General features: G+C 65.9%; 19 protein-coding genes and 1 pseudogene. 15 read left to right on the top strand and 5 right to left on the bottom strand.

Annotated elements, in window-relative coordinates:
* Positions 1-1,075 precede the first annotated feature (1,075 nt).
* The 6 genes from ACIPSJ_RS00905 to ACIPSJ_RS00880 all read left to right on the top strand — a co-directional run bounded on the left by ACIPSJ_RS00905 (position 1,076) and on the right by ACIPSJ_RS00880 (position 13,515).
* Positions 1,076-3,169 carry a hypothetical protein gene (locus tag ACIPSJ_RS00905; protein ID WP_401342439.1) on the top strand — a complete coding sequence of 698 codons (2,094 nt, stop codon included), beginning with the start codon at positions 1,076-1,078 and terminating at the stop codon, positions 3,167-3,169.
* Positions 3,169-4,119 carry a hypothetical protein gene (locus tag ACIPSJ_RS00900; RefSeq protein ID WP_401342437.1) on the top strand — a complete coding sequence of 317 codons (951 nt, stop codon included), beginning with the start codon at positions 3,169-3,171 and terminating at the stop codon, positions 4,117-4,119. The genes ACIPSJ_RS00905 and ACIPSJ_RS00900 overlap by 1 nt, the downstream gene beginning before the upstream one ends.
* A complete protein-coding gene (locus ACIPSJ_RS00895; RefSeq protein WP_401342435.1) occupies positions 4,112-9,697 on the top strand; it encodes a DEAD/DEAH box helicase in 5,586 nt (1,861 codons plus the stop codon). Before ACIPSJ_RS00900 ends, ACIPSJ_RS00895 begins: the two co-directional genes overlap by 8 nt.
* A gap of 153 nt (positions 9,698-9,850) precedes the next feature.
* A complete protein-coding gene (locus ACIPSJ_RS00890) occupies positions 9,851-11,275 on the top strand; it encodes a PIN-like domain-containing protein (protein ID WP_401342434.1) in 1,425 nt (474 codons plus the stop codon).
* A gap of 508 nt (positions 11,276-11,783) precedes the next feature.
* Entirely contained in the window at positions 11,784-12,764 is a 981-nt protein-coding gene (locus tag ACIPSJ_RS00885; protein ID WP_401342432.1) for a NaeI family type II restriction endonuclease, read from the top strand.
* 232 nt (positions 12,765-12,996) lie between these two features.
* Positions 12,997-13,515 carry a very short patch repair endonuclease gene (locus tag ACIPSJ_RS00880; protein WP_401342430.1) on the top strand — a complete coding sequence of 173 codons (519 nt, stop codon included), beginning with the start codon at positions 12,997-12,999 and terminating at the stop codon, positions 13,513-13,515.
* Here the strand turns inward: ACIPSJ_RS00880 and ACIPSJ_RS00875 are convergent.
* Positions 13,493-14,182 carry a hypothetical protein gene (locus ACIPSJ_RS00875; protein ID WP_401342428.1) on the bottom strand — a complete coding sequence of 230 codons (690 nt, stop codon included), beginning with the start codon at positions 14,180-14,182 and terminating at the stop codon, positions 13,493-13,495. The two genes, ACIPSJ_RS00880 and ACIPSJ_RS00875, sit on opposite strands and share 23 nt — an antisense overlap.
* A gap of 218 nt (positions 14,183-14,400) precedes the next feature.
* Between ACIPSJ_RS00875 and ACIPSJ_RS00870 the strand changes: the two genes are divergently transcribed.
* From ACIPSJ_RS00870 to ACIPSJ_RS00860, 3 genes are all read left to right on the top strand, one after another.
* Positions 14,401-15,078, top strand: coding sequence for a hypothetical protein (locus ACIPSJ_RS00870; RefSeq protein WP_401344519.1), 678 nt, complete (start codon positions 14,401-14,403; stop codon positions 15,076-15,078).
* Between the two features lie 89 nt (positions 15,079-15,167).
* The gene (locus ACIPSJ_RS00865) at positions 15,168-16,583 is read left to right on the top strand and encodes a transcriptional regulator (protein WP_401342427.1); all 1,416 of its coding nucleotides are present in this window, start codon (positions 15,168-15,170) and stop codon (positions 16,581-16,583) included.
* A complete protein-coding gene (locus ACIPSJ_RS00860; protein ID WP_401342426.1) occupies positions 16,580-18,403 on the top strand; it encodes a DEAD/DEAH box helicase in 1,824 nt (607 codons plus the stop codon). Before ACIPSJ_RS00865 ends, ACIPSJ_RS00860 begins: the two co-directional genes overlap by 4 nt.
* Before the next feature lie 54 nt (positions 18,404-18,457).
* On the opposite strand, the gene ACIPSJ_RS00855 is transcribed toward ACIPSJ_RS00860, so the two are convergent.
* Complete coding sequence (locus ACIPSJ_RS00855; RefSeq protein ID WP_401342424.1) at positions 18,458-19,588, bottom strand: DNA cytosine methyltransferase; 1,131 nt, start codon at positions 19,586-19,588, stop codon at positions 18,458-18,460.
* Positions 19,589-19,858: 270 nt separating this feature from the next.
* On the opposite strand from ACIPSJ_RS00855, the gene ACIPSJ_RS00850 reads away from it, so the two are divergent.
* On the top strand, positions 19,859-20,485 hold the full coding sequence (locus ACIPSJ_RS00850; RefSeq protein WP_401342423.1) for an HNH endonuclease: 627 nt from the start codon (positions 19,859-19,861) through the stop codon (positions 20,483-20,485).
* An 8-nt stretch (positions 20,486-20,493) separates the two neighbouring features.
* Here ACIPSJ_RS00850 and ACIPSJ_RS00845 read toward each other — a convergent pair whose 3' ends face one another.
* Positions 20,494-21,120 carry an ATP-binding protein gene (locus tag ACIPSJ_RS00845; protein ID WP_401342421.1) on the bottom strand — a complete coding sequence of 209 codons (627 nt, stop codon included), beginning with the start codon at positions 21,118-21,120 and terminating at the stop codon, positions 20,494-20,496.
* A 215-nt stretch (positions 21,121-21,335) separates the two neighbouring features.
* Here ACIPSJ_RS00845 and ACIPSJ_RS00840 point away from each other — a divergent pair, with 215 nt between their 5' ends.
* From ACIPSJ_RS00840 to ACIPSJ_RS00820, 5 genes are all read left to right on the top strand, one after another.
* Positions 21,336-22,184, top strand: coding sequence for a helix-turn-helix domain-containing protein (locus tag ACIPSJ_RS00840; protein WP_401342419.1), 849 nt, complete (start codon positions 21,336-21,338; stop codon positions 22,182-22,184).
* A complete protein-coding gene (locus ACIPSJ_RS00835) occupies positions 22,185-22,382 on the top strand; it encodes a DUF397 domain-containing protein (RefSeq protein ID WP_401342418.1) in 198 nt (65 codons plus the stop codon).
* Positions 22,383-22,491: 109 nt separating this feature from the next.
* Positions 22,492-24,213, top strand: a complete 1,722-nt coding sequence (locus ACIPSJ_RS00830) for a hypothetical protein (protein WP_401342416.1) — start codon at positions 22,492-22,494, stop codon at positions 24,211-24,213.
* Positions 24,210-24,737, top strand: a complete 528-nt coding sequence (locus tag ACIPSJ_RS00825; protein WP_401342414.1) for a hypothetical protein — start codon at positions 24,210-24,212, stop codon at positions 24,735-24,737. Before ACIPSJ_RS00830 ends, ACIPSJ_RS00825 begins: the two co-directional genes overlap by 4 nt.
* A gap of 40 nt (positions 24,738-24,777) precedes the next feature.
* Positions 24,778-25,290: a nucleoside deaminase gene (locus ACIPSJ_RS00820; protein WP_401342412.1), complete on the top strand. Its 513-nt coding sequence runs from the start codon at positions 24,778-24,780 to the stop codon at positions 25,288-25,290.
* Between the two features lie 31 nt (positions 25,291-25,321).
* Here the strand turns inward: ACIPSJ_RS00820 and ACIPSJ_RS00815 are convergent, their stop codons facing one another.
* Together ACIPSJ_RS00815 and ACIPSJ_RS00810 are read right to left on the bottom strand one after the other, a co-directional pair.
* Positions 25,322-25,798 carry a DUF6924 domain-containing protein gene (locus ACIPSJ_RS00815; protein WP_401342410.1) on the bottom strand — a complete coding sequence of 159 codons (477 nt, stop codon included), beginning with the start codon at positions 25,796-25,798 and terminating at the stop codon, positions 25,322-25,324.
* 158 nt (positions 25,799-25,956) lie between these two features.
* Positions 25,957-26,118, bottom strand: a pseudogene (locus tag ACIPSJ_RS00810) (alpha/beta hydrolase); the annotation flags it as partial.
* Positions 26,119-26,170: the final 52 nt, after the last annotated feature.

Raw genomic sequence — 26,170 nt, 5'->3', positions numbered from 1 at the left:
ACCGGGCGGACTCAACCGAAAAATCCGCGTATATAACTCTAAATCCTATACTTACTTCATAATTGACAATACAGCACCAGCATTTGCACCCGATGATGCCGACCGTGATCAGGGACCCTAGCCCTCCCGCTGACAGCGGCACACAGAACACCGCCGACGCCACGGTCAACCGTCCCTGGCCTCCCTTTGCCACCCAGCCTGGTCAAAACCTCATCACGGGAACGGTCTCGGCGTACGAGACGCTCGCAGCCTCGGAGGAGTTCATCACCTGGCGATACAACGCTGCACCCGCAGTACGCGACGACACTGACTGAAGGGGCCGACGATGGCTTGGCCGCCGCAGCGCACCTCGGCCTGCTGGTGCGGGCTGGAGCCGTACGCAGCGCGCCATGGGAGTCCCAACCTCCGCATGACGACGTCAGGGACAACTGCCACCTTCACGGGTTTTGTCCACGTGATCGGCTGGGTTCACCGTCGTAGAGTCCGCAACGGTGATACAGCGACGTTGCCAGGCGGGCGGATCGACGGGCTGTGGGGTGAAGCACCCCGACCCGGCCGGCGTGCCACCGCTCAGTGGGTCAGGTCCTCAGGGTGCGGTGGAGATGCCGGTCGGCGGCCGACCGCTGGCCAAGGACCGCTTGCCGCTCTCCGAGATGCCCAGATGCCTCGCGATCGCCCGGATCGGCATCTACTCAGCCCAGCGCAGTCTGCGAACATCTGCCCAGCCCTCCCCCAGGTCACCATCTGCCTCTAATCCGTTGCCAGAGGTTCAGGATTCGGGTCGTGACGTCGAAATCTTCTTTCCTGCGAGGCAAGATCACGATTGCGGCACAGGTGGTCATTTCGTGTAGAGAGCATGGATATTCTGCCTCCAGTCCCGGTTCCTTCGCGTTGAGGTACCTGTTCGGACTGAGACGACTTGCCTATCGCGTCAGGAGCCCCGTGAGTAGCGTTGGTTGGGCTGGGCGGTTGGCAAGGTCATCCGCCGTGGCCGGCATGCCGGGGGCATGGGGGCGCGTGCGCCCGGAGCCGTAGATGGGCACGCGGCGTGGGTGGGGGGAGCTGGAAAAGTTAGATGAAGTCTGAGTACAAACAGTGGCACGAGGTGCTCTCTTCGGAGTTCTTCGGTGCGGACAATGCGCTTCGAAGCACCGTCCTGTACGTCGACGCCGAAGTCGAACGGGAACTGGCCGACCGTGTAGGCATGGGCCTCGCTGAGGCTGTCGCCGGTGAACTCAACTGGAGCGATCCGGACCGACCGCTGTTCAGCCGCATTCAGCGCGAGTGCGAGGTATGGGAGCAGCAAGGGAGCGCGGTCCCGCCGCCCAGCCTGCCGGTGCTGGCTCTGTCCGTTCTGGCTGCTACCCGTATGGCGTCCTCTGACGGCATGCTGAAGACCAATTTCTACGGGCGGTGGATCCAGCTCTTCGGCGAGCAGCTCTCCAGCTCCCGGGCTAACAAGCTCGAGCACGCCTTCCAGGACGTCGCAGTGATGTGGGAGGAACTCGACACCTGGCTTGAGCAGACAGGCGGCCTTTACGGCACCAGCACGGTCAGCACTGACGAGTTCTACTGGAAGATCGGCTTCCCCATCTCGCAGGCGCTGGTGCGGGGTTCGGACCGGCAGGTCCTCACCCGGTTCTTTGCGGCCACCCGCTTGCGGCCGCACAACCCCGACGAGGTCTCTGGCCGCGAGCTGCTACGGCGCCTGCGGGTATGGACAGCAGGACGGGACCGGCGCCTGTCGCCTCGGCTCATGGAGGAACTTTCCAGTGCCCCGGATACGGGCGAAACCCTGATCGCCAGCCTGGTCAAGCGGCTCGCCGATGACTGGGACGGCACCCTCCACGAGCCGGAGCGCGAGCACCGACGCCGCGCCATCGGCCTGAGGCTCGTAGTCGCGGACCGAGGCAGGCGGCTCGAATGGCTCGCAGATGCCTGCAACGGCATCGACGAGACAAGCGTCGCTGTGCCGGGCGGCCGTACGTTCACGCTGTATAAGGCGTACGGGGATGTCTACGAGGGATTGGAGTCGCTGCATCCCTCCTGGCAGCAACTGGAACACGGCCTGCACCTTGAGGGCGACGACCTGGTCCTTGAGTGGGCTCCCCAAGAGGTGGTACTGCTGCGGCTGCACCCGCACCTGGGCGAGTGGGTGAGCACTGAGTACTTCGAGCCCGGCGAGCAGCACTGGATCCTGGCCGCTGACTCGGCCCTCCGCGCAGTGCGCTCCATGGTCGATGCCCTCGGCAGCCGCACCGTCCGGGAAGCGCCGGCGCCGGTGCCTGGTTGGAAGCTGTTCAAGGGCGTGCGTGCTGTCAACGGGATGGCCTTCGCCCGCACTCTCAACCGAGGCGGAGACCACGCGCACGTCCTTGAGCCCCAAATCCGGCACCGCGCTGCGCTGTCCGGTGGTCTGCGCATCGCACCCGAGTACCGGGTGGGTGCCGGAGTAGCAGGCCATTTCCTCCGCGGCGGTGCTCCCGACCTCCTGTTGCCGGCCAACGACTCTCCTGACGGCCGGGTAGAGGTCGTCCTCGACGGCCGCACCGAGAAGCTGCGCGCCGACCCACGAGTGCCTTTTCCGCTCTGCATGATCCCCCTCGAAGAAGGGGATCACCGTGTGGGTACGGCACACAGCAGCCAGGTCTTTACGCTGCACGACGGGCTGCACGAGGGACTGCCGCCCGGCACCGGAACGCTCGGATACCTCTGCGACGGCACCGCCCGGCCCGAGCTGAGCGATGCAGCAGGCTCTGAGACCCGAATCCGCGGTGCAGAGGCGCCGCGCAGTATCAGCCCCCCGCGGACTGAGCTGCTGCGCTCAAGCGTCCTGGAAGCCGTGTTGCTCGATGCCCACGGCGGAGTGCGCCCGGCCAAGCAGCAGTCAGTCCCCGACTGGATGGCCTCCCGTTTGCCCGCACATGCGCTCGGCCCCTGCCTTGAAGTTGAGGTACCTGCTGGCTATGTCTGGCTGGTCTACCGGACAGCGGCCCGCTGGTCGGTCAGGGCGCTGGCAACAGCAGAAGACATACCCTCGCCCGCTCCGGCGCCTGACGACTACGCCTGGGCGTACGCCGTCCTCAGCGCCGCCCAGCGCCTGCAGGACCCTGTCTGGTTCGACTACGTAGCGGCAGCGGAAACGATCAGCGGAAGACGGGGAGCCTGATGGCCGATGCAGGAGACCTGCTGCTGCGCTGGCTGAGCGAGCAGGGCGCCGGCACCCTGTCCGACGCCAAGCAGGGGATGTGGTGGCTGGCAGCCAAGCACTGCCAAGACATCGAACCGGGAGCCCCGGGCCGCTGGCTGCGCGATGCTGTCTCCCTGGCCTACATGGACATAGATTGGCCCAACCGGCGCTGGTGCGCGGCCCCTCCAGTCCTGACCCGATTGCCGCAGGCGCGGGGACTGGCGGTACTCACCGGGAGCCGGACGGCCGCGTTCGAGGCGCGCGTAGCGCAGGCGGGACAGGACGGCTTGCTGGAGCTGTTCCGGGTGCCCAGCGCCCGCCCGCCCAGGGACATCCCTTTGCCCCCGTCCCTAATCGTCCAGTACGACGACGAAGCAGGGCTCGCAAGCTGGGCGGCCGAGCTCGGCGTCTCCTACACACCCTGCTTCGCGCTACAAGGAGCTGCGCTGCTGCCGCCTTTGAGCCCTGAAGCGCCGACCTCTGCACCGGAGTTCGGCAAACCGCTGGAACAGTACAACCTCGAGCGCGGCGAATACCGGCCCGTCCCGCGGCCCCGGGACGATGGCCTGTACCGGCTCAAGCGGCGCGATAGCAAACGCGTATGCCAGATCCTGCGCGACGGCCAGTGGTACGAGACGAGCCACGAGCAGGGTGTCTACCTGGCACTGGAGACCCGGAGCCGGGCAGCGGATGTACTGCGCTGGCTGCCCGAGAAGGACTGCGGGCGTGAGCGGTTCGGGACCCTCTTCGTCGACTGGGGCTACCCCCTGCCAGACCTGCACCGGCGCGTCGCCGTGATGTGCTGCGGCCTCGCGCCCCGCATTAACGCCCAAGCCGAGAACCTCGCCTACGACAACGTGCCCTACGCCATAGCCATCAAGATCGCACAATCGCTCGGCCAGCATCTAGGGGAGAACAACGATGAGTGACACCGCTTCGCAACAGCCTGGGGATGCTGGCCGGGACGTGGACATTCTCGGTACGTTCGAGCACTTGAAGGACGCGCTCTTCCGCTACTACAACACGCCGTTCGGGCTCGCTGACGAGCACCTCCAACGCGAGCGCCAGGACTTGTTTGACGTGAACGGCGGAGCCTGGCAGCGCCCCTTGTTGGAGGTCCGCCCGAGCTACGTCCAGATGGATGCGGGCATCGCGGCCTCCGTGAAGGCAGCAGGAGCCCACCCTGACCTTGCGGAACTGGTACAGCTCGGACTGATGAAGGGCGTCCCCTCGCTCTACGAGCACCAGCACCGGGCTCTGGCCGCCGCTGTGCGGGACGGGCGCGACGTCGTCGTAACGGCCGGCACGGGGTCCGGCAAGACGGAGTCGTTCATGCTGCCCATCCTGGCCGACCTCGTCAGCGAGTCCGCCGCCTGGCCGGCCGCCTCCCTGCCGACGAACCGCTGGTGGACCTCTCCCTACGGCGACTACCAGCCGCAGCGGGCAAGCGAGTCCGGTCGGCATGCAGCGGTACGCGCTCTGGTCCTCTACCCCATGAACGCGCTCGTCGACGACCAGATGATGCGCCTGCGCAGGGCGTTGGACAGCGACGACGCCAGGGCGTGGCTCGCCCGGTCGCGGCCCGGCCACCGCTTCTACTTCGGCCGCTACACCGGGGCAACCCCTGTCCCCGGCAAGATCGGCTCGCCAGCTGGCGTCAAAACACTGCGCAAGGAGTTCACCGCCACAGAGGAGCGCTCCAGCCAGGCGCAGAAAGCTCCCGGCGACGGCCGCTACTTCATCCCCCGCCTGGACGGCGCCGAGATGCGCTGCCGCTGGGACATGATCCAGGCTCCACCCGACATCATGATCACGAACTACAGCATGCTCAACGTCATGCTGATGCGCTCACGTGAGTCGCAGATCTTCGACAAGACACGCCGCTGGCTGGAGGATGTGCCCGAGGCCCGCTTCACCTTGGTCGTCGACGAGCTCCACATGTACCGTGGCACCGCAGGCACAGAGATCGCCTACCTCCTGCGCAACCTGCGTCACCGCCTCGGCCTGGACCACAGGCCGGACAAGTTCCGCGTCCTGGCCGCGTCCGCTTCCCTCGAAGCCCCGCGCGATCTGGACTTCCTGCAGGAGTTCTTCGGCGTCGACCGCAACCGGTTCGAGGTCCTCGGCGGCCAACTTGTGCTGCCCCCGCACACCCGCACCGACATCTCCCAGCACGCCGACGCCTACGCCGCCCTGGACCCGGATCCCGAGGCCGCCCAAGCGGACCAGCTTCTGACCGACACCGGCGCCGGTGAAGCATTGGTCAACGCACTGCGCGACAGCGACCGGCTCATAGCCGATTTCGATTCCGCCGTCGCCGCCCGCCTCTTCCCTACTACCGACACGGCCACGCAAGAGAAAGCGCTGCGCGGAGTCCTCACCGCGTTGCGCCGCTCAGCCAACCCACGGGCCCCCAAGCTGCGCGGACACCTCTTCTTCCGCAACATTCCCGGCGTCTGGGCCTGCTCAGACCCGCAGTGCCCCGACGCCCCGCACCCGGAAGGCACGCAGAGGACCGTCGGCAAGCTGTACTCGCGTCCTACGTCGCGCTGCAGCTGCGACGCACGAGTCCTGGAACTCCTCTACTGCCAGAACTGCGGAGATGCATTTCTCGGCGGCTACGCACCGGCCTCGGCCTTCCGTAACGCGGCGAAGGGGCGCCCCTTCGAAGCCGGCCTGCTCGCGGACCTGCCCGACCTCGACTCGCTACCCGACGCCGCTGCCCTGGGGCCGAGCGCGGCCAACTACGTCGTCTACTGGCCGCGTAAGGAGGACCCGTCGGAGAAGCAAGAGTGGGGTGCTACCTCGGACAAGGGCGTGCTGAGCGCCAACTTCGAGTTCAAGCGCAGCCACTACGACCCGGGCACCGGCACCCTCCGCAACCAGCGCGATCACACCGGCTGGTCCTTCCACACCAGCGTGCCGCAACCTAAGAAGGGGCGGCCCCGGCTCAAGGCTGAGGACCTCCCAGCGGCACCAACCCAGTGCCCCAACTGCGGCGACGACTGGGAGCTCAAGCAGGTCGGCAGTGAACACCTCAGCCTGAGCGACCCGCGCCGCATGCGCACACCTGTCAGGTCCATGCGCACCGGTTTCGAGAAGGTCAACCAGGTACTGACCACCGGGATCCTCTCCCTCCTGCCGAACCGGCAGGCCGTGGTCTTCTCCGACAGCCGTCAAGACTCAGCGAAGCTGTCCGCAGGCCTGGGGCTGCGCCACTACCAGGACCTCCTGCGCCTGCTGCTCGCCAAGGAAGTCGAGGGCCAGGGCGATCCGGTCGACGACCTCGCAGCCGTATCGGGCTTCTACCGCAAGTCCCCCGACAACCCCGTGGACAAGGAGACGGGCAAGGCCGCACGCGCCCGACTGCGCGCCCGAGACCGGGAATCCTTCGACACCTGGGAGAAGCTTCAGAAGCCCCGCGGAGGAGACCTCGACGACGACCTTGACGACGACCTCCCCGACCCGGCAGAAGAGGCCGCGCTCTATAGCCGCCTTAGCCGCGTGCCCAGCCTCGACAGCCACGGCGCCGCCGTCGCCGAACGTCTGGCCCAGCTCGGCATCAACCCCGGTGGCCCGAAGGCGTCCTTGCAACAGACCAGCTACCAGAGAGGCTCCCAGCCGCAGTCCTGGACCTCTCTGTACAAGTGGCCCGAGCCTCCCGGCGGCAAAGTGCGCGACGAATCCAGCCTGGTCCTCAGCGAACGGCAAGAAAACCTGCGCCAGGACATCCGCGAAGCCCTGAGCAACGAGCTGCTTAACGGGTTGTTCGGCAGCGCCGGACGCGACTTCGAGTCCCTGGGCCTGGGCTGGCTCACCCTTGCCTCCGACCAGGCGCCGCTCGAAGCCGAGCGAGCATCCGATGCCGCACTGGCCCGGGCCAGCCTGCGGGTCCTCGGCCACATGCGCCGTTTCGCAGGACTGCGCAGCCCGGCTGACGAACCGCCGAAGAAGCTACGGGACTTCTGGGCCAGCACGGCCGACCACCTGGGGCAGGACCCAGACGACCTCCGGCAGACCGTCGAGCAGATCTGGGGAGAGGCAGTAAAGAAGTACGTCATCCAGCCCGAGCACGTTGCCTTGCGCCACGGCCGAGCAGTGTCCTGGACCTGCTCCGTCTGCCGCAGACGGCACCTCCACCCCGGCGTCGGAATATGCACGAAGTGCCGACGGCCCCTGCCCGCCGTGTCCGAGCCGTTCGAAGGCACAGACGCCGACTACTACGCTTGGATGGCGCACAGGAGGTCTGGCGATTTCCGCCTCAACTCCGCCGAACTCACCGGCCAGACCGACCGCCTGGACGCGCAGGCCCGCCAGGCCCGCTTCCAGGGGATCTTCCTCGATGGCAAGGAGCACGAGCTTCCCGACACCCTCGATGTCCTCTCCGTCACCACCACGATGGAAGCCGGAGTCGACATCGGCCCGTTGTCCGCTGTCCTGATGGCGAACATGCCGCCGACCCGGTTCAACTACCAGCAGCGCGTCGGACGGGCAGGACGGCGAACCTCGCCGGTCGCGCTCGCGCTCACCGTGTGCCGCGGCCGCAGCCACGACGAGCACTACTTCCAAGACCCCAAGCGCATCACCAATGACCCGACCCCGCCGCCGTACCTGTCCACCGGCATGAAGGACATCTACCAGCGGGTCCTCGCGGCCGAGGTGCTGCGCAGGGCATTCGACGCTGTGCAGGGCGCGGATGGGGACGACGCAGGGCTAGACCCGACCCGCAACGTCCACGGCCAGTTCGGCCGCACCGCGGACTGGCCCGCCGTCAGTGAAGCGATCAGCGTGTGGATCAAATCGCACGACGCCGAAGTCCGCAGCCTCGCCGAGGCTCTCGCCGACCGCACGCGCAGAACTTGGTCGTCGGCGCAGGCAGCGGCATGGGTGGCCCAGGAGCTCGTCACCCGCGTCACGCAGATCGCCGACGAGACCCACGGCCACCATGAACTCAGCCAGCGGCTGGCGGAGTCTGGCCTACTGCCGATGTTCGGATTCCCCACCTCAGCCCGTTACCTGTACACGAAGCGCCCCTCCGACTCCTACCCCTGGCCGCCGAGCGGAGTGGTTGACCGGTCGCTAGACATCGCGATCTCGCAGTTTGCTCCCGGCGCCGAGACGGTAAAGGACGGCCAGGTCCACACGGCGGTCGGCGCCGTCGCGTTCGAGCCGACCGGACGAATCCCTCGAGCCGCGGTTGAGCCACTGGGGCAGCCCATCCTCATCGGAATCTGCCGCGCCTGTGGCCACCTCGCAAAGGACGTGGAGGTGCTGCCGGAGCAGGAGGATGCCCCTCCGCGGCCCTGCCGCGCCTGCGGGACGGCCGACGGCTCCTACCGCGAGATCGAACTGCGCGAACCGGCCGGCTTCTACTCCGGCGGCAAGGCCCGCGACTTTGACGGCAACTTCGCATGGAGGGCTCGGTCACTCGCCCCTCGCACCGCCGCAGACCTTGAGCATGGCGCACCGCAGAAGATCGCAGCGCCCGGCATGGTGGTCCACGCCGGCAAGGGGCAGCGATACGCGGTCAACGACAACGGCGGCCGACTGTTCCGCTTCGCGAAAGTAAGCCCGGCTGCACGCTGGTCCGGCGCGTACCTGGAGACCGGGGCGGCTGAGCTGTTCCCCTGGCTGGCGAAGGACATCGCCGTCGACGAGGAACCCCTCACCACCGCTATCGGCGCCACCCAGCACACCGACCTATTCCTGCTCGGACCCCAGGCAGGTGAGATCCCGGCGCTCGGTCTGCGCCTGAACCTCACCTCCGTGCCGCAGAGCACCGGCTTCCCCGATGACCGCTCGGGCAGGCGGGCGGCCTGGTACTCGCTGGCCGCCCTGCTGCGCACAGCCGCGGGCTCGCTCCTGCAGGTACAGCCCAACGAGATCGCATCCGGTATCCACGGAGCGGGCTCCGGGAGCAGCAAGGCGCGTACCTTCGCCTTCCTCTCCGATACATTGGACAACGGCGCTGGCTACTGCACACACCTGGCCGACCGGGAAGTCTTCGAACAGCTCATGGCGACCGCCAGCACGATGCTGGCCGACTTCGCGGACGGTGCACACGGCCGTGACTGCCGCGGCTCGTGCTACCAGTGCCTGCGCGACTACACGAACATGGCGTATCACAGCCTTCTGGACTGGCAACTGGCGAGCGAACTCCTGGCCGTCCTCCAAGGCACGAGCGCCACCGGCAGCCAGCGTGGTCGCCGAGCCGCGGGACTCCTGCGGAACTGGGCGTCCGACTTCCCGCCCGACGATGCGCACTTTGTAGACGACCTGGGGGGCACGGGCCCCGCCGTCCTCTTCGAGGAGCGGGTCTGGGTCGCCGCCAAGGGCCCATTTGAGGCGGCTGACGCCACGCTGTCCTCCCCTCACATCAGCACCGTGCGTGACGCCGCCGCAGCCGACAACCGAGGTGTTCCCGATGTGGTATTCGTCGATGACTTCCTTCTAGACAAAGCCCCGACGCGAGTGTCAGCCATGCTCGCCGACTTCGACAGCGTGTAGAGGGTTCGCCCCTTGCTGTTCTGGGGCCGGAAGGGGCAACGGAGTGCTGATAGGTAGCGCTGCCGTCGCAGCCGTAACTCCGCCTACCGGCTGTCGGCTGCTCGTGCCAAGATGATCGGCTACGGGAGAGGCACAGCCGAGCTGGAGAGAGATATGGGCGACCCGGTACTGTTGCGACGGTTCGCAGCCTGGCTCCAGCCCGGGCCGTCTGCTGAGGACGGAGAACGCAGCGTCTTCTTCAAAGACGGCGTCATCGTGCTGGACACGAACGTCCTACTGAGCCTGTACGAGTACACCGAGACCTCCAGGCAAGAGGTCCTGTCTGCGCTGGAGCAGACCGCAGGACGGCTATGGATGCCTTACCAGGTCGGCCTTGAGTTCGTCCGAGGCCGCCGCAGCACACTGGAGTCCCGCAAGAGAGCCCTAGCCGATGCCGCATCAGAGGTCAACAAGAAACTCATGGCGGCCCGTAAAGCGATAGTCGAGGCCAAGAACGTCGTGTGCGCCCAGCTCGACAAGTACGCCCGAGCTCAGGAGGAGATAGCCAGGCTCGACTCACTCGTCGCGAATTCCGACGTCGATGCACACCTCGACGTGTACCGGCACGAGTTCAAGCGCCACCTGGACATGCTCAAAGCCGACCACGGCTTGGCGTTGAACTCGGCCGATGCGGAAGATCCCATCCTTCCACGCATCGCGAAGCTCTACGGGGAAGGCGTCGGCGAGCAGCCGGACGACGATGTTCTGCGCAAGCGTCTGGAGGAGGCGACCGGCTTCCGGTTCCCGAACAAGATCCCGCCCGGATTCTCCGACTCCGACAAGGACACGCCGCTGAAGTCCGCTGGGGACTTCCTTCTCTGGGCGGAGCTGATCGAGCATGTCCGCCAACTGCCGCCCAGCGGCCGCCGCGTACTGTTCGTGTCGAACGACACCAAGGAGGACTGGTATGAGCAGGGCTCCGGCTCGGGCAGCTCCCGTCCGTGGCCAAGCCTTGTCGACGAGCTGAAGCGGAGGGCCCAGGCAGATTTAAGGATCGAGACGCCGCCGCACTTCTTCGGCGGGATCAGGGAGTTCCTGGACGCCGAGCTCGCCGCAGACACGTACGCGGAGATCGAGCGGGTGTCAGAGGCGTTTGAGGTGAAGGTGCCAGACGCCCGGCTGGTGGTCACGCAGGAGACAGCGCCTCACCTGGATCCGCCGGAGGGACTGGCGCATGCTGCGTTCAAAGCAGTGGGGCTCGCCTCTTCGACCGTGCGTAGCGCTGCGGAGACGGCGTCGCCGTCCTGGCGGCTTTTCCAATGGTGGCTGATCGGTGTGACAGCCCAGCTCGGGCGGCGGGCTGCAGGAGAAGCGGAACCGGCCGTCAGCATCGCTGCGGCTTCAAGAAGCAGCGGACCGCCCTCCGGGGACTGGGTCGCTGGTACCGCCCTCTCACCGGGCGAGTGGCTCCACCGGGACTCATCGTGGATCGCACCCTGGTTCATGGACTTGTTGGGATCCGCTCCGCAGACGGACCGCGCGGTCCTGCGCCAACTGGCAGCACAGCAGGCGGAGAGCAACAGGCGCTCCGGCATCTGACGCCGTGTGCCACGCCGACATCGCTCAGGAAGCACGAGACACGCCGCAGGACCCAGGCCGTCCCGTCCGACGACCACCCGCCGTCACCAGCCGTGGCGACCGGGCTCCGCTCGCAATGGAAGGTAGCCACCAGGCAGGAAAGTTGTCCATTAGCTGCTTCTCAGGCCTGGAGAACCACCTGAACGCACAGCAACTGATCAACCAGCCAGACTCGGCCTTGGCCAGAGACAGCCTCCTGCTCTCGGGCCGTATCGCGATGCACTGCTGCTGACGTCGTTGGCACTCGCCACGACCGTGCGGTTAAGGCCGGCACCGCAACCGGCACGGCTGCCTCTGGCCAAGTCTTCTTGGCGATCACGTGATTCCGCCGAAGACGGCAGTCGGCGCGGAGCGGCGGGGTGGTGCGCTTCCAGACAAAGCGTTCCTCCCGTCCAGATGCAGTTATCGTCGATGCGTTCTGAGACGCCCTCGCTTCATGCACCACGAGTGACTCACCAACGGGGAGAGCATGCTTCCTTTCGAAGAAGCCGACATCCAGGCCGCCACGTCGGTCGCCCTGCGCAGCATGGCGGCCTTGCCAGATCCTGAACTGGACCAAGTCTACGAACACGTCAAGGCGCTCGATCCTACGGGCCGGCGATTCGCCACGGTCCTCCGTGACACCATCGACCAGTTGCTCAACGGCGAGGTGACCGGGCGGTACGACTGGAAGACACTCTTCAAGACCGAGAAGACGCACGCGGGGACCTTGGTAGAGATCAACCTGCAGCGCGAGTTCAGGTTCGCGGACGGTGAGGCCATGGACTACCAGATCGCCGGCATCGACGTGGACTGCAAGTACTCACAGCAGTTCGGCGGCTGGATGATTCCGCCGGAGGCGGTAGGCCACCTCTGTTTGCTGGCCTGGGCGGACGACTACAGGTCACGCTGGAGCATCGGTCTTGTCCGGATACGTGGTGAGTGGCTTAACACGGGCAACAACCGTGATCTCAAGCTCACCATCAAGGCTGCGCACCGAGACAAGATCCACTGGCTGTGGCGGGACGAACCGCTGCCCGAGAACGTGCTCCTCCACATGGATGCCGCCGATTGCGACGCCGTGTTCGCCGCGGGTTCAGGTCAGCAGCGCTTGAACGAACTCTTCCGGCGGGTTCAGAAGCGGCGCATCGGCCGCAACGTGGTGCGCACCGTGGCCCAGCAGAAGGACTACATGAAACGAGTCCGCGGCAACGGCGGCAGCCGGTCGGCGCTGAGGCCAGAGGGCATCCTCATCATGGGGGACTACGCCAGCCACCGCATGATCGCCGACCGACTCGGCCTTCCCCTCCCCGAAGAAGGCGAATTCGTCAGCGCCAGGGTGACACCCTCCGGACCTCAGCACGGGGATTCCCCGCGAGTCTCCCTGGACGGGAAGGAATGGGTCCTCGCTCAGCCAGATGACCTGGTCGTACCCGCACCGGCTCTTCCTTCACACACCAGAGGAGACTGACGCTAGACACGCGGGGCCGCATTTGCCTGCCGCAGTACTCTATAAGCAATTAAATAATCCGATCGCCATAAATAGCACACCATGAGTTTCATCAAATGCTCGGCCCTCAACGTGCCCGGCCCCTACCTGATGATGGACAGCGGAGCCCGGTCGCAGCGAGCTCACCGAACAGGACCGTCTTCTCCTGCTGGAACATTGCCGCCAACTCTGACCGGCTGATACCTCACTACTGATGACTACTCCCACCCCAGAACCAGATCCGTCCAAGGCCGCCTGGGTGCCGCCCGAGGGCTCTTGGGCCTCGTCCGCCGCACGCCGCCGCAACATGCAGGCGATCCGGAGCCGGGACACCACGCCTGAACGGCTTGTCCGCCGGCTGGCGCACGCCCAAGGTCTGCGCTACCGAGTAGCGGCTCGCCCGCTGCCCGACCTCCGCCGCACCGCCGATATGGTCTTCCGGCCCGCGAAAGTAGCTGTCTTCATCGATGGCTGCTACTGGCACGGCTGTCCGGAACATTACGTTTCCCCAAAGACCAATCCCGGCTACTGGTCCGACAAAGTGGCTCGGAACATGACCCGGGACCGCGATACGGACGAGCGCCTGCGGGCAGCCGGCTGGCTTGTCCTGCGCTTCTGGGAGCACGAGTCAGCGGAAGAAAACAGTGCAGAGATCTGCCAGGCGGTGATATCCAGGCGTCCGGCCTCTCCTGGCGGCAAGGCAGACACAGCTACAGAGCCAGGGACATCTTGAGTACCCGCCGGGCCATGATGTTGTCTTCGATCCTCAGAAACTCGTAGGCGATCTCCGCAAGCTGGCGCCCGTCGCGCCCGGTCTGCGCGTAGCGGAGAATCACGTCTGCCTCGGACCCCAGCCCGCATGCCTGGCACGCGGCCACCGCGTGAGCCACTTCGGCCGGCTCGCTGGCCACGCCCACGTGTCTCAGGATGCCGGCAACATCCTCGGCCCTTCGGTTCTGCTTCATGTCCAGCAGGGTCAGCGCGGTGGGCCACTGACCTTGCGCGTGTTGCCGGTCCCCCTGCGCTCGGGGGACCGGCAACACGGTGCGCTCGCAGTTCGCGCACAAAGCCGCCGGCGGTTCGCATGCCTTGACCCGAAGATTCTCAAGCTCTTCCCAGGTGATTGGCATGGAGGCGTCGCTTGTCCTCGCGACTGTCTCGGCCAGTTCGTAGAGTCCGCGGATCACCTCACGCTTTGGCTTGTGGATGCGTGCGTTGAGCAGGTCGGAGAGTGCGCTCGCCGAGGTGTCGCAGCCGCAGTCCCGCCTCGCCAGCTCCTTGTGTATCTCCCTCAGAGAGAGGTCGACCACGTTCAGCAAGCGACGCACGGCCCTGGCCAGCGCCTTTCTCTCCTCCGATATGCCAGCATCCAGTTCTTTGAAGCGACCCGGTCTCGGCACGCCAGCTCCTTCTGTCCCACCCCATCAAAGCTTTGACGACAGTGTGCCTCTGCCCATCCGCCACTGGACACTCAGTGTTGTCCGGATGCTCATCCGGACACCCAGACACTTCGCTTTCAGGCGGACTTGATGTTCCGTTGTGTCTAGCGGGCCACTGTCAGGCACCAACTGCCCTGACACGCAGTCGGGCTGGCCCGCTCAGGCTCTGTGAGGTGCAGATGAGCACGGCCTTGCCTTCTTGGCAGGACAGCAAACTGGGCACGATGAAGCGCGCCGCTCTCTGGCTCGTCCAAGTGGTCGGCGAGGGGAACGTCTTCACCAAAACGGAACTCCGTGACGCCTTTCCGGATGTGGCGCAGATCGACCGCCGCATGCGGGATCTCCGCGACTTCGGATGGAAGATCGACACCAAGCGCGAGGACATCGACCTCGACGCGAACGAACAGCGCTACGTCCAGCGCGGCGAAGCCGTCTGGGAGCCCGGCCGCGGCACTCGCCCGAAGAGCGCGATCACGGTGAACCAGCGCCGGGAGCTGCTGGCTACCTACAACCACAAGTGCAGTTCGTGTGGTGCCACTCCCGGGGACACGTACACCGACTCGGAAGTCACCGCTCAGCTCGATGTGGCCAAGCGCGAGGTCCGGCTGCCGAACGGCACAAAGGTTCAGCAGTACGTCGTCGAGTGCAACCGGTGCCGGGTCGGCGGTATCGGTTCCACGTACGACGTGTCGGCGCTGCTCTCGGAGGCCTCCGCGCTCCCTTCGTTCGAACTCGACATCCTGAAGTCCTGGATCAGGGAGGATGCCCGGACCTTCAGTTCAGTGGAGGATGTCTGGGCGAAGTACCGGGCGCTGCCGGCTGAGGCACGCGAAGCCTTCCGCAGCGGCTTGGGCTAAACGCCGATGGGGGCGGGCCAGCCGCCGGCGACCGCCCCCACCCGTTCCAAACCGGTCCCACAGACCGCTCCAGCTATGAGAGGTAATTCATGCCGACGGACTTCGGCGTCCCGCCCACAGCGAACGAAATCCGCGCCAAAGTGGAGCAGCGTCTCGAAGACGCGCGCTCGGGAGACTCTGTACCCGAAACACTCCGCGTGGAGTTCCGGGGTCGTCCGATCCACGTCGAAGTCATCGACATGCCGGTCGATGGTCTCTACTACAATCCGGCAACTCACAGGGTGAGCGCACAGCGCGCCTACGACCCCGCGCAGGAAGAGGCGCTGACGAAGGACCACTGGTCCGAGGCCGGCCAGGGCTACCTGCACCAGCTGCTGATGGCGAAGCCGTCTGACCCGCACCAGCGCGACCCTGATTTCGAAAAACTGAGGCAAAGCCTCCAGGACCACCGCCAGAACGAGCCTGGGCTCATCTCCCGTGACGGTGTTCTCGTCAACGGAAACACCCGGCGAGCCGCTCTCAAGGAGCTCGGCGTCCAGTCCATCCGCGTGGGTGTACTGCCTGCCAGCTGCACCTGGGACGACATTCGCTCTGTCGAATTGTCCTTGCAGCTCAGGCCCGACCGACGACGTGAATACTCCTACATCAACCGCCTGATGGCCATTGAGGAGCAGATCCAGCAAGGTCTTCCTCTCGCTGCTATCGCCAAGCTGTTCCACACCTCGACACCCGCACTTGAGCGAGATACCTGGGTTCTCGGACAGTTGCGTGATCTAGTGAAGCGCAGCGAGCACGGTCGGACCAAGCTACGACTGATGGATTTTGAAGACGCTCAGGAACGCTTCGCTGAGCTGTACCGGACCTACGCAAAGGAGAAGGCCAAGGACAAAGAGAAGGCCGACACCCTGCTTGAGTACCGGCTGGCAGCCATCGTGCTAGATGTCGCCAAGACCGACATCCGTTTCATCCGCACGGACTTCCGGGAAAACTATCTGGCTCATCGTCTGCCTGAGGGTCCCTGGGACATGCCTGCGGAGTCTCCGAAGGCAGTCTCCATTCCAGGCCTCAACCGCAGTGTGCCAGGGCCTAGTTCTGAGACAGCCAAGGCGCGTGCCCTTACTGACGCGCTCCTCAGAGCCAAGGCTACGCAGAATTCCGGGACCACCGCGACTCCCGAAGAGATGGCCGAGGCCAACCGCTCCATGACCCAGCTGGAGAAGGCGTTCGACGAATCGATCGATGCCGCTGAAGATGCGATCCGTAAGCAGAAGAAGCGGCTTGTCGCTCCCGACCGCATCATCGCCGCAGTCGATGATCTTCAGCAGTGCGTCACAGACCTGGTACTGGCGCGGGGCAACAACAGCCTGGACGAGGGTGCTTTCGATGACACGCTGATCGTGCTCAGGCAAACGCTGGCCAAGCTGTCGGCGGAGGCGTCAAAAAGCATCCAGCTCCCAGGGGAGGGCCTGTCATGGCTGCGTGAAGCCGTGGCAGACCAGCGATGACGCACTCTGACCTCCCTTCTCTCCGGATTGCCTTCGACATCACGAGGACGCGGGCAGTGCTCCGCGCCCGGCCCGGTCTGGAAGGGGACTTCGGGATGCTGGCCACCCGGGTGACTCCGGGTGGCCAGCGTGGCCCACTGACCTCGGATGCCGATCTGGACAGCTTTCTGTTCTCCATCGGCGAGCTGGCCAGCTGGCCCCACTCTGATGTCGAGTGGGAGCCTGAGCTGGCCAGCCTGGTCACCGATGTCCTCGATGACGCCGAGACTGTGCAGACCCGGCTCAGCTCCCCAGCTGTCGTTTCTGATGAAGTACCGCTCGCGCCCGACGGCGTCCACGCACTGCTGGGCGCAGGCTGGCAAGCAGACCTCACTTCGTTCCAGCTGAGGGACATCGCGGAGTTGCTGTCACTTGGACACGGCGCGAACTTCAGCGTTCCCGGTGCCGGCAAGACCCGGACGGCGCTGGCGGTTTTCAGTGCCTTGCGCGAGCGGGGAGAAGTCCGGCGCCTGCTCGTCGTATGCCCCAAGCCAGCCTACGAAGCATGGCAGTTCGAAGGAGATGCCTGCTTCAAGGAGCCCTTGCTCACATCCGTCATGGACAGTGGATTCCCCGATCCACGAGCTGATGTCGTTCTGGTCAACTACGAACGGCTGGCTGGCTCTGTCAGCCACCTGTCAGAGTGGCTGCGTACGGCCCCGGCGATGTTCGTGCTTGATGAAGCGCACCGCATGAAACTCGGAGCCCGCGGTACCTACGGCTCCGCCTGTCTGTCGCTCGGACCGCTGGCCCGGCGGCGCCTCATCCTCACCGGGACACCAGCTCCAAACGGTGCCCGGGATCTGGAGAGCCTGCTCTCGTTCGTCTGGCCAGGACGCGGCAAGCAACTCGTCGTCGAAGCGGTCAGCGGCGGGGATCTCGCTTACGCCAGCCAGGCCCTGCGCCCGCTTTTCACACGGACGACGAAGAAGGAGCTGGGCCTTCCTCCCTTCGAACCCATAGTCCGCTATGTCGATCTTCCCCCACTGCACCGCGAGTTGTACGACGCGCTCAAGGGGGAGCCGTCCGCACGCCGAGGTGACCTGGCCTCTCTCGGCAAGGCAGCTATGCGCACGCTCATGGCCGCAATCAGCCCGGCCCTGCTGGCCCCGAGCGACACCCCTTATGAAGCAATCGCCTTTCAGCTTCCGGCGCTTGACGTCTCCGACGACGACTCGCTTCACACACTGCTCCAGCGGCTCCCTCGGCATGAGCTGTCGCCCAAATATGAGGAAACCGTTCGCATTGTCGCGAAGAACGCGCGGGCCGGCCGCAAGACACTGGTCTGGACTGGGTTCATCCGCAGTCAGAAAACCCTGGAGGAGCTACTGGCGCCGCATGCCCCAGCTTCGGTCCACGGCGCCACCCAAGACCGGGAAGCTGAGCTCAGCCGCTTCCGCGAGGACCCGTCGTGCATGGTCCTGATCTCCAACCCCGCGACCCTGGGCGAGGGGATCAGCCTTCACCAGGTCTGTCATGACGCCGTTTACGTGGACCGCGACTTCATGGCCGGCCGCTTCCTCCAAAGCCTTGACCGCATTCACCGGCTAGGGCTGCCCCCAGGCACCGAGACACGCGTGACCGTACTGGCGGCCCGGGGCACGATCGACGAAATCGTGGCCGTGCGCCTCGAAAAGAAGCTGCACTTCCTGGGCAGCGTGCTCGATGACCCGGCGGTGCGCCAACTAGGCGACCTCCAGGAGGAGGAGACCACGGGCCTGGGCATGGACGCCGATGACATCCATGCCCTACTGGCGCACTTGAACAGCCGACTGCCCTGACGGACGGCTGAGCTGCGACACCCCGTATGTGCGCCGCAGCTCAGCCGCCCTGAGTCACTGACTGGCGGCGCGGTTGCGGTCTGCCTTGAGCACTTCCATGATCGATTCGCCGATGGCCTGTGCGACAGGCGGCGGAAACGCGTTTCCGACCTGCCGGTACTGGGCCGTCTTGCCGCCCGAGAATTCCCAATACGTCGGGAATCCCTGAATGATCGCGGCTTGGCGAACCGTGAGCATGGGCCCTCCGGCACGAAATAGATCGCGGTCCTCAGTGCCGGTCGGCTTGCCGTCTACAGGCGCGTTGGCCACACCCATGCCCGAGACGCCCAGATTTGCCCACGCCTTCTTAGCCCGGCTGGGACCGAGGTCGGCGCCACCGTGCTTCTTGGAGCCGCCCACGAGCGTGGGGGCTACGCCCTTTTTAGCGTCGCATGCCCAATCATCGAAGACCTTCTGCGCTTGGACGGCTTTAACCCCTGTCAAAAAGGGTGCGATACGGTCTTGCATCGTGTCCTTAAGTGCCTTATAGACCGTTACCTCTTCGGCGCTCGGCGCAGGAGCTTCGTACTTCAGATCCTTGAGCACGTCTTTCCGGAAAGCGACGAGGATGGAGCGCGGCCGAAGCTGCGGAACACCGAACTCCGCCGCTTCGTAAACGTCCCACCCCACGACCTCGTAGCCCGGCCGCCCGTCCTCGTCAGCCTCCATCTGCTCAAGGCTGGCCTGGATCCGTGACCTGTAGTCGTCGAACTTAGGGTCCATGAGTCCGCGGACGTTTTCGATCATCACGGCGCGAGGACGGATGAGTTCGGCCAGCTCCAAGATGCGCGGGAAGAGATCACGTTCATCGTCCTCGCCGAGCTGCTTGCCAGCGTGCGAGAAAGGCGGGCACGGCACACCCCCGGCAAGCAGGTCAACCTCGCCCCGCTTGTAGAGGCCGGCACTCTTCACCAAGTCACGCGCGGGGTCGAACTCCGTCACGTCCTGGCAGAGGACATCGCAGTTGGCGCGCTCCCAGTCCCACTTCGGGTGCACCTCGATATTCTCGCGCAGGGTCGCCGCCGCGTACTTGTCGATCTCGATGAGGGCGAGGTGTCTGAAACCGGCCGTGTGCAGGCCGATCGCCTGTCCGCCAGCGCCGGCGCAGATCTCGATCGACGTGTAGCCCCGGTCAGTCCCGGTCATGACCCCTCCTCTTGCACGAACACCAGTGACGCCCCATACGGCAACCATCACAGAGGGTGACATGACCCACTGACATTGCGACTCGACACGGCGGCACACACCAGTGTGCGGCATCCTCTGCCCCATCTTGGTCACCAACAGCATGGCAATTTCGAATACTCGTACGATACCGGTGTGGCGCAGATCAACTGGACGCGTGATGAGCTGTTGCCGGCTTGCGCGCTCGTTGCCGAAAACCGCTGACGTGAGCCGCGGCCAGCCGACAAGCGAGTGCAGAACCTGTCCCAGATCCTCAGGAAGCTTCCGTTGCGCGATGGCGCGGCGGCAGATCCGAGGTTCCGCTCCCATGGCAGCGTCAGCCTCAAGAGCGGCAACATCGTGACAGCCCGTGCCGGGTATCACGGGGTCGCCATGAAGGGCGGCCAGCTGACCGGTGAGGTAGTGGCCGACTTCACAGAGCGTCCCGACGAGATGCTCTCCGCCGCCAAGGCTCTGCGTGCTGGCGTTGCATCCGCCAAGATCGTCGGCATACCCGCCCAGGAGGGCGAGACCGATTTGGCACGCGAAGGACAACTCCTCAGACGCTGGGCCCTCTACCGCGAGCGGAACAAGCCCCTGAGCGACCGGAGGATCCACGCGGTCCCGGAAGAGGGCGTCCCTCTGCGGTGCGGGGTGTGCTCGTTCGACTTCACTGCTAGCTACGGCGAGCTGCGAGACGGCTACATCGAGGTCCACCACAGCCTGCCTCTCCACGTATCGGGGGTGACAGAGACCCGGCTCCTGGATCTTGCTCTTCTGTGGTTCAACTGCCACCGCATGTGCCACAAGAGTTTCCGCGGAGAATCCTGGCGCACACCTGACGTCCTTCGCGAGCAGATGCAGAAGCTTGAGCAGTGAGCCATCCATTAGGCCGCATCCACTTCATCCTCGTAATGCATCTGAGCCAAGTCCAGAACGTCATCGGGGTCATGACCGCGGGCGGCGGACCAGTGGAGCAAGTCGGCAATAAGTTCGATCACCGACTCCTCGATGCCTGCCTCCGTGATCTTTCCGTGTCGGCCACCGCAACCGGCCCGATAACCCTCCAGAGTCTCGGCAGCTCGCTCGACGCGGCGACAGCTCTTCCCCGCGCTGAGCGGAATCTCGCACCACACCGCCTTGCCGGCTGCGGTCAGGACGGCACCCCAATCCAGCGCGCATGCCGCGATGAGATGCAGGCCCCGGCCGCATTCCTCGTCACACTCAGCCGAACTTAGCGCCGGGATGGTACGACTCTTATCGTGGACCTCCACCCGCAGTCGCTCACCTCTCCATTCGAGGATCAAGGTCGCCGACACGCCTTCGCCGACGTGCTTTAGAACGTTCGTCGCCAACTCCGTCACCAGTAGCGCGGCCTCGTCGGCGGCCGCAGGCAAGCCCCATCGTCCTAGCTGACCGACCACCGCTTTCCGAAGCAGGGGCACTTCCGCCGACGCTGCCTCGAACGGCAGGACACAGCGGAGTCGGGGCTCAGGGACCTCGCAACCAGACATGTCGGCTCCTCTTTCCCAGCCACGCGCATGCTGCGCCCGCCGTATCCGTACGACTCCAGCGCGTAGCGATCCGTAAGCGAGGATGGCATAGAGAAATCTCTCTGCGTAACTTCTCACGAGAATCCATCGAGTGAATCTGGTGGTCAGCCAGTTCCCCGCTGCCTAGCCTGAGAGCGATCACCGGGCCACGCCCGGGGCCCGGACGAAGGAGTCGCATGGCCGAGCGGACCACCACCCGCCGCCGCCAACTGGGTGCGATGATGCGCAAGTTGCGTGCCCGTAAGGGCTTGACGCTTGAGGAGGCGGGCGGGCTCGTCGGAGTCTCCAAAGCCACGGTCAGCCGGTACGAAACGCAGGCGGGGCCGGTCAAGTGGATCGTCGTCGATGCTCTGTGCCGGGAATACGGCGCAACCGACGCTGAGCGGCGGGCTGTTGTCGCGCTGGCGAAGGACGCCAAGCAGCAGGGCTGGTGGAGTTCCTTCGCCGACTCCATCCCGGAGAGCATGAACCTGCTGCTCACCCTTGAGGACGAAGCGGTGAGCGAGAGCCACTTCTCCTGCGTGTACGTCCCCGGACTCCTGCAGACCCGCGCCTACAGCACCGTGCTGCAGCGGGCCAACGAGGTCCCCCTGGAGCCAGGCGAGATCGAGCGGCTGGTCGACATCCGCATGAAGCGGCAGGAGATCCTCAACCGGGCACCCAGGCCGTTGCGGCTCTGGGCGATCCTCGATGAGTCCGTGATCCGCCGGGTCGTCGGGTCGCCGCAGATCATGAAGGAACAGCTCGACCGGCTCCTCGAAGCGAACGAGTCGCCCGCCATCACGCTCCAGGTGCTGCCCTTCTCCAAGGGGGCCCACGCCGCCGCCCTCGGCAGCTTCGTCACCATCGGCGGCACCGAGCCGGCCCTCGACGTGGTGTACGTCGACTTCCACACAGGCTCGCTCTTCCTGGAGAAGGACGAGGAACTTGACCGGTACAGACTTGCGTTCGAGTACCTTCGCGCCCAAGCGTTGGACATGGAAGCTTCCTCATCCATGATCGAACGCGCCCGCAAGGAGCTGTGAATGCCCGCCACCGGTGGACTTGCCGAAGAGCCCAGATGGTTCAAGTCGTCATACAGCGGAGGAAACACAACGGAGTGCCTTGAGGCGGCGTTCGGCCGAGGAGAAGTACTCATACGCGATTCCAAGAGACCCGCCGGGTCTCGCCTGAGCATCTCGGCCCAGACGTGGAGCAGGTTCGTGGCCGACGTCGCCGCGTGACTAGCTCACCGCCGCTGCCCAGCCGCCACGCATCAGCCATATTGGCAACTCCCCTGCCCAATGCCAGAGTTGACTGCGTCGGTTGAGACACGGGGGAATGAGCGGGGCAGTGGTGCAGAGGCGTCGGCAGGTCGTGCTGTGCGTGTGTGCTGTCGTACTCGCACTGGTCGCCGTCGGCTACCCGCGCAGCGCTGATGATGTCGTGGCCGCCACCCAGTTCAGCATCGCGTTCTTCGCCACGCTGCTGACCGGCGAGGCCGTGATCTTCGCGCTCACCTTCTCTGCGGCCAGTTCCTGGCCTTCCTTACGGGCGATAGACAGTCATATCGCCTTCCGGGAATGGGTGATCATCGGTTGGATCGCCGCGCTTTTCACGGCCTGCGGCCTGCTGGGCGGCAACAGGATCAGTGCGACCTACGGCGCGTTGTTGTTCCTGTTGGCCAACATCTTCGGGATCTTCTCCTTCATCCAGCTCTTCGGTCTGGCCAGTGTCGGCGGTCGTAACCGGCTGCTGTGCCGGACGCTGGCCGAGGCGCTGGGGCAGACAGGTGGTGCGGGGGGCGGCTCGTCGGACCGTGACTTCGAGAACAGCCCTGGCGTCAACGCCTACCTCAGTGCCATCAGCCAGGCCATGACCAGCAACGATCCGACGGCTGTGCGGAATCTCGTTGATCAGTTGGTCGGGGCCGAGGTGGGCGAGGCGGCGGCCGAGCGTGCGGTCGTGCTCCACATCGACGTGCTGCATCGGCTCGCCCGCGCCGCCCTCGTCAGCGGGGCCGATCCGATCCAGGCGACCGCCTGCGGTCACGTCCTGATCGATTCCGTCATCCGACTGTGCCGACGGTTACCCGACCCGGCCTCGCCGCTCGGCGCGCTCAGCCGGTATCTGGCCTGGCTGGCCAAGACCGCGCTTCTGATGTCGGTCCGGGGCGTCGCGTCCAACCGGTCCGCCCGTGAGCTGGTCGCGCTGAGTACCGATGCCCGGTCGAGGATCCTGCGGTGTGTCGACCCGGACCCGAAGTCGGCCGACGGACCGGACGAGATCGGCACTCTGCTCCCGGAGCCTCTCCAAGTCCTCATGTGGAGCTCGGACTTCGCCGAGTTCCATGGTGCGCATCAGGCCGGCGCCCTGTACGGCGTGTTCGAGATCCTCACCGGTACGAAGTTCATGGGGAACTACTGGGACGGCGCGTCCATCCTCACGCAGCTGCGCCGGTCGCTGTTCGGTGGCGATGGCAACGTGAATACCGCGGCGGCGGACGCAGCGCGGGCGGTCTTCGGGAGCGTCGAGGAGTACGACCACTTCTGGGCCCTTACTTCCGTGACCGCGCTCGCCACTCTGCGGGACTGCCGGGTCGCCCATCCCCCGGAGCTCGTGCGTCCCGAGTTCACCCCTGATCATCAACTGCTGGGCGCGTATCTTCGGACGTTCGCCACCCACCGCTACTTCGGCACGGCGGAGGAGGCGCGTACGGCCCTGCTCGGGCTCGTCTCCCGTACGTCCGTGCCCGGGTCGGCGATTGAGCTGGTGCACCATGGGCGGGTCGGCCGTGCGTACCGGGTGCCCGCCCCGCACGTGGAGCCGCAGCTCCGGCCCGCCGCCATGATCCTCGCCGTCGCGTGCCGGCTGGCTCCGCTCACGCCAGGCGGGTACGAAGGGGAACTGCGCGGCTTCCTCGCCATGCTGCCCTCGGTCAGTCTGAGAATCACCGCCGGTCTGGCCGCCCGCGTGCTGCCCGGGGCCGCCGCGCAGACGGATCCGGTCGAGGCCGTCGTCGTAGGCCTGAAAGTGCTGACGCTGGTCGGGGCGCACACGAGGGAGGGCGCGTGACGGACGAGGGGCTGGACCTGGGTGTCTGGCGTGAGCGTGTCGCCGCGCTGGAGTCGGGTTCGGTGACCGCCGCCGTCCTCGTGCAGTGCGACTTGGCGTGGCTCCGGCCCAATCTCCTCGCCCTCCGCAACGAGATCGACCAGGCCGTCATGAAGGCCCAGTTGCGACGCGGTGACGGATTCACCGTCGACCGCGTGGTCCTGCACAGTCTCCCGGTCGGCTTCGCCGCCGCTGCCCGGACGTTCGAGGAATGGCAGCTCCGGATGGCGGCTGCCGGTCTGCTGCTGTGCGCGGACGGCCGCCCGGCGCCCAGGATCCACCGTCTCATCCTCGGGGGCGACCAGTCGTCCGCCCCCATCCCGGATATGGTCGAACTGCTGGAAAACGGCGACTGGACCGACCACCAGCGGGCCGGGCTGGCGCTGGACATCATCCATACGGTCGGCGCCACCACGCCTCTCACGGGCTACGACATGAACCTGGACGGCCCTTTCGGCGACGCCGATCCCTCCGTCTACATGTGAGCGCGGCCGGTGGCGGCCCACCAGAGACTTTGGAGACCAGGTGCCCCTCTCCCCCGAAATCCCCGAGGACCACTCCTTCCTCGCCCAGGCCATCGAGCTGTCCCGGCACGCCCTGGAGGACGAGGGCAAGACTCCGTTCGGCGCCCTGGTCGTCATCGACGGGGAGGTCGTCGGCACAGGCACCAGCTCGGTCGTCGAGCTGCGTGACCCGACCGCGCACGCCGAGGTCATGGCCCTTCGCGCCGCAGGCGGCAGACTCGGCAGCCATCTGGTGGAGGGGGCCGTGATGTACTCCAGCAGCGAGCCGTGCCCCATGTGCCTGGTGGCCTGCTACTGGGCCCGCGTCTCGCGTCTCGTCTACGCCGCCACCAGCCACGACGTCGCGGTCAACGGCTTCGAGGACCTGCAGTACTACCGGGAGCTTTCCGTCCCCAACGCGGAGCGGACCCTTCTCTCGGAGACCTCGGTCGGCGGCGAGTCCCGTGGGATCGCCGCGGCGGCCCTGTCCGCTTGGGCCGATAAGTTGCCGTTCCCGGTGGAGCCCAAGCTCTGATATCCGCTGTCCGCGCGTCGGCCGGCGTCCGTCAAGCGGACCGGTAGATGCCCTCGCCGTCGTCGTGGGCCCACGCCGCGTACTCCTCGAAGCCCAGGTTGCCGATGCTCAGGTTGGCGTGGACGTCGTGGACGCCTGCCGGTGTGGTGCGGAACTCGGTGCCGAACGCGGTCAGTTGCTCGTAGTCCTCGTCGTCCACGCACTCCTCGCGCGTGAGGGTGGTGATCGCGAGCAGCGGGTGGCTCACGGACCGCATGGTCGTCCGGTCAGCCAGGAACACCACGGCGAGGCTCTCGTCGGCGGAGACCGCGGGGAGTATCTCGTCGGCCGGCGCGTCTGCCCAGGCCGGGTCGTCGACGAAGTGGATGCATGGCTCGTACGCGCCGTCTCCCCACGGCGCCATCAACGCCGCCGTCACGTCCTGCCACGCGCGGTCGTCGTCGTAGTCGGTCCTGACGACCAGGGCGTCGAACTCATTCCGGTCAGTGATGGCGGGCAACATTCTCATGGGGCGCTTCTCTTCAGCTCTCTTCGGCAAAGCTTGGTGACCGTGCCCGACTGTCTCATGCCGGACAGGCTTGGCCGACGGACTCCCTCTGATGCGGCCCTAGGCGCGGGCGGTGCCGGTGCGGAGGAAGGTGAGACCAGGCCCGTGCCGAGCAGTCACAGCATGCCCTGTCGGAAGCGCTTGACGCGCAGGTCGCCGAGGCGGATCGACTGCTTGCGGGTGAACAGCGCCAGTTCGACCACGGCGGTGATCAGCGAGGGCTCCTGCGCCGCGGCGATGGTGGCGGCGCCGGAAATGGAGTGGCCGACGAACACGGTGGGGCGTGATGGGTCAAGGGCGGGAAGAAGCAGAGTCGGGTTCGCGGCCGTCGGT

The sequence above is a fragment of the Streptomyces sp. NPDC090088 genome (assembly GCF_044747345.1).
Classification (GTDB): Bacteria; Actinomycetota; Actinomycetes; order Streptomycetales; family Streptomycetaceae; genus Streptomyces.
This window is presented reverse-complemented; position numbering and strand designations above follow the sequence as displayed.

What these genes read in the sequence shown, in the direction of transcription:
- ACIPSJ_RS00845 (WP_401342421.1), bottom strand. Translation starts at nt 21,120, where the DNA reads ATGTCTGGTTGCGAGGTCCCTGAGCCCCGACTCCGCTGTGTCCTGCCG.
- ACIPSJ_RS00880 (WP_401342430.1), top strand. Translation starts at nt 12,997, where the DNA reads ATGACTACTCCCACCCCAGAACCAGATCCGTCCAAGGCCGCCTGGGTG.
- ACIPSJ_RS00890 (WP_401342434.1), top strand. Translation starts at nt 9,851, where the DNA reads ATGGGCGACCCGGTACTGTTGCGACGGTTCGCAGCCTGGCTCCAGCCC.
- ACIPSJ_RS00895 (WP_401342435.1), top strand. Translation starts at nt 4,112, where the DNA reads ATGAGTGACACCGCTTCGCAACAGCCTGGGGATGCTGGCCGGGACGTG.
- ACIPSJ_RS00900 (WP_401342437.1), top strand. Translation starts at nt 3,169, where the DNA reads ATGGCCGATGCAGGAGACCTGCTGCTGCGCTGGCTGAGCGAGCAGGGC.
- ACIPSJ_RS00865 (WP_401342427.1), top strand. Translation starts at nt 15,168, where the DNA reads ATGCCGACGGACTTCGGCGTCCCGCCCACAGCGAACGAAATCCGCGCC.
- ACIPSJ_RS00815 (WP_401342410.1), bottom strand. Translation starts at nt 25,798, where the DNA reads ATGAGAATGTTGCCCGCCATCACTGACCGGAATGAGTTCGACGCCCTG.
- ACIPSJ_RS00870 (WP_401344519.1), top strand. Translation starts at nt 14,401, where the DNA reads ATGAGCACGGCCTTGCCTTCTTGGCAGGACAGCAAACTGGGCACGATG.
- ACIPSJ_RS00835 (WP_401342418.1), top strand. Translation starts at nt 22,185, where the DNA reads ATGCCCGCCACCGGTGGACTTGCCGAAGAGCCCAGATGGTTCAAGTCG.
- ACIPSJ_RS00885 (WP_401342432.1), top strand. Translation starts at nt 11,784, where the DNA reads ATGCTTCCTTTCGAAGAAGCCGACATCCAGGCCGCCACGTCGGTCGCC.
- ACIPSJ_RS00855 (WP_401342424.1), bottom strand. Translation starts at nt 19,588, where the DNA reads ATGACCGGGACTGACCGGGGCTACACGTCGATCGAGATCTGCGCCGGC.
- ACIPSJ_RS00840 (WP_401342419.1), top strand. Translation starts at nt 21,336, where the DNA reads ATGGCCGAGCGGACCACCACCCGCCGCCGCCAACTGGGTGCGATGATG.
- ACIPSJ_RS00905 (WP_401342439.1), top strand. Translation starts at nt 1,076, where the DNA reads ATGAAGTCTGAGTACAAACAGTGGCACGAGGTGCTCTCTTCGGAGTTC.
- ACIPSJ_RS00860 (WP_401342426.1), top strand. Translation starts at nt 16,580, where the DNA reads ATGACGCACTCTGACCTCCCTTCTCTCCGGATTGCCTTCGACATCACG.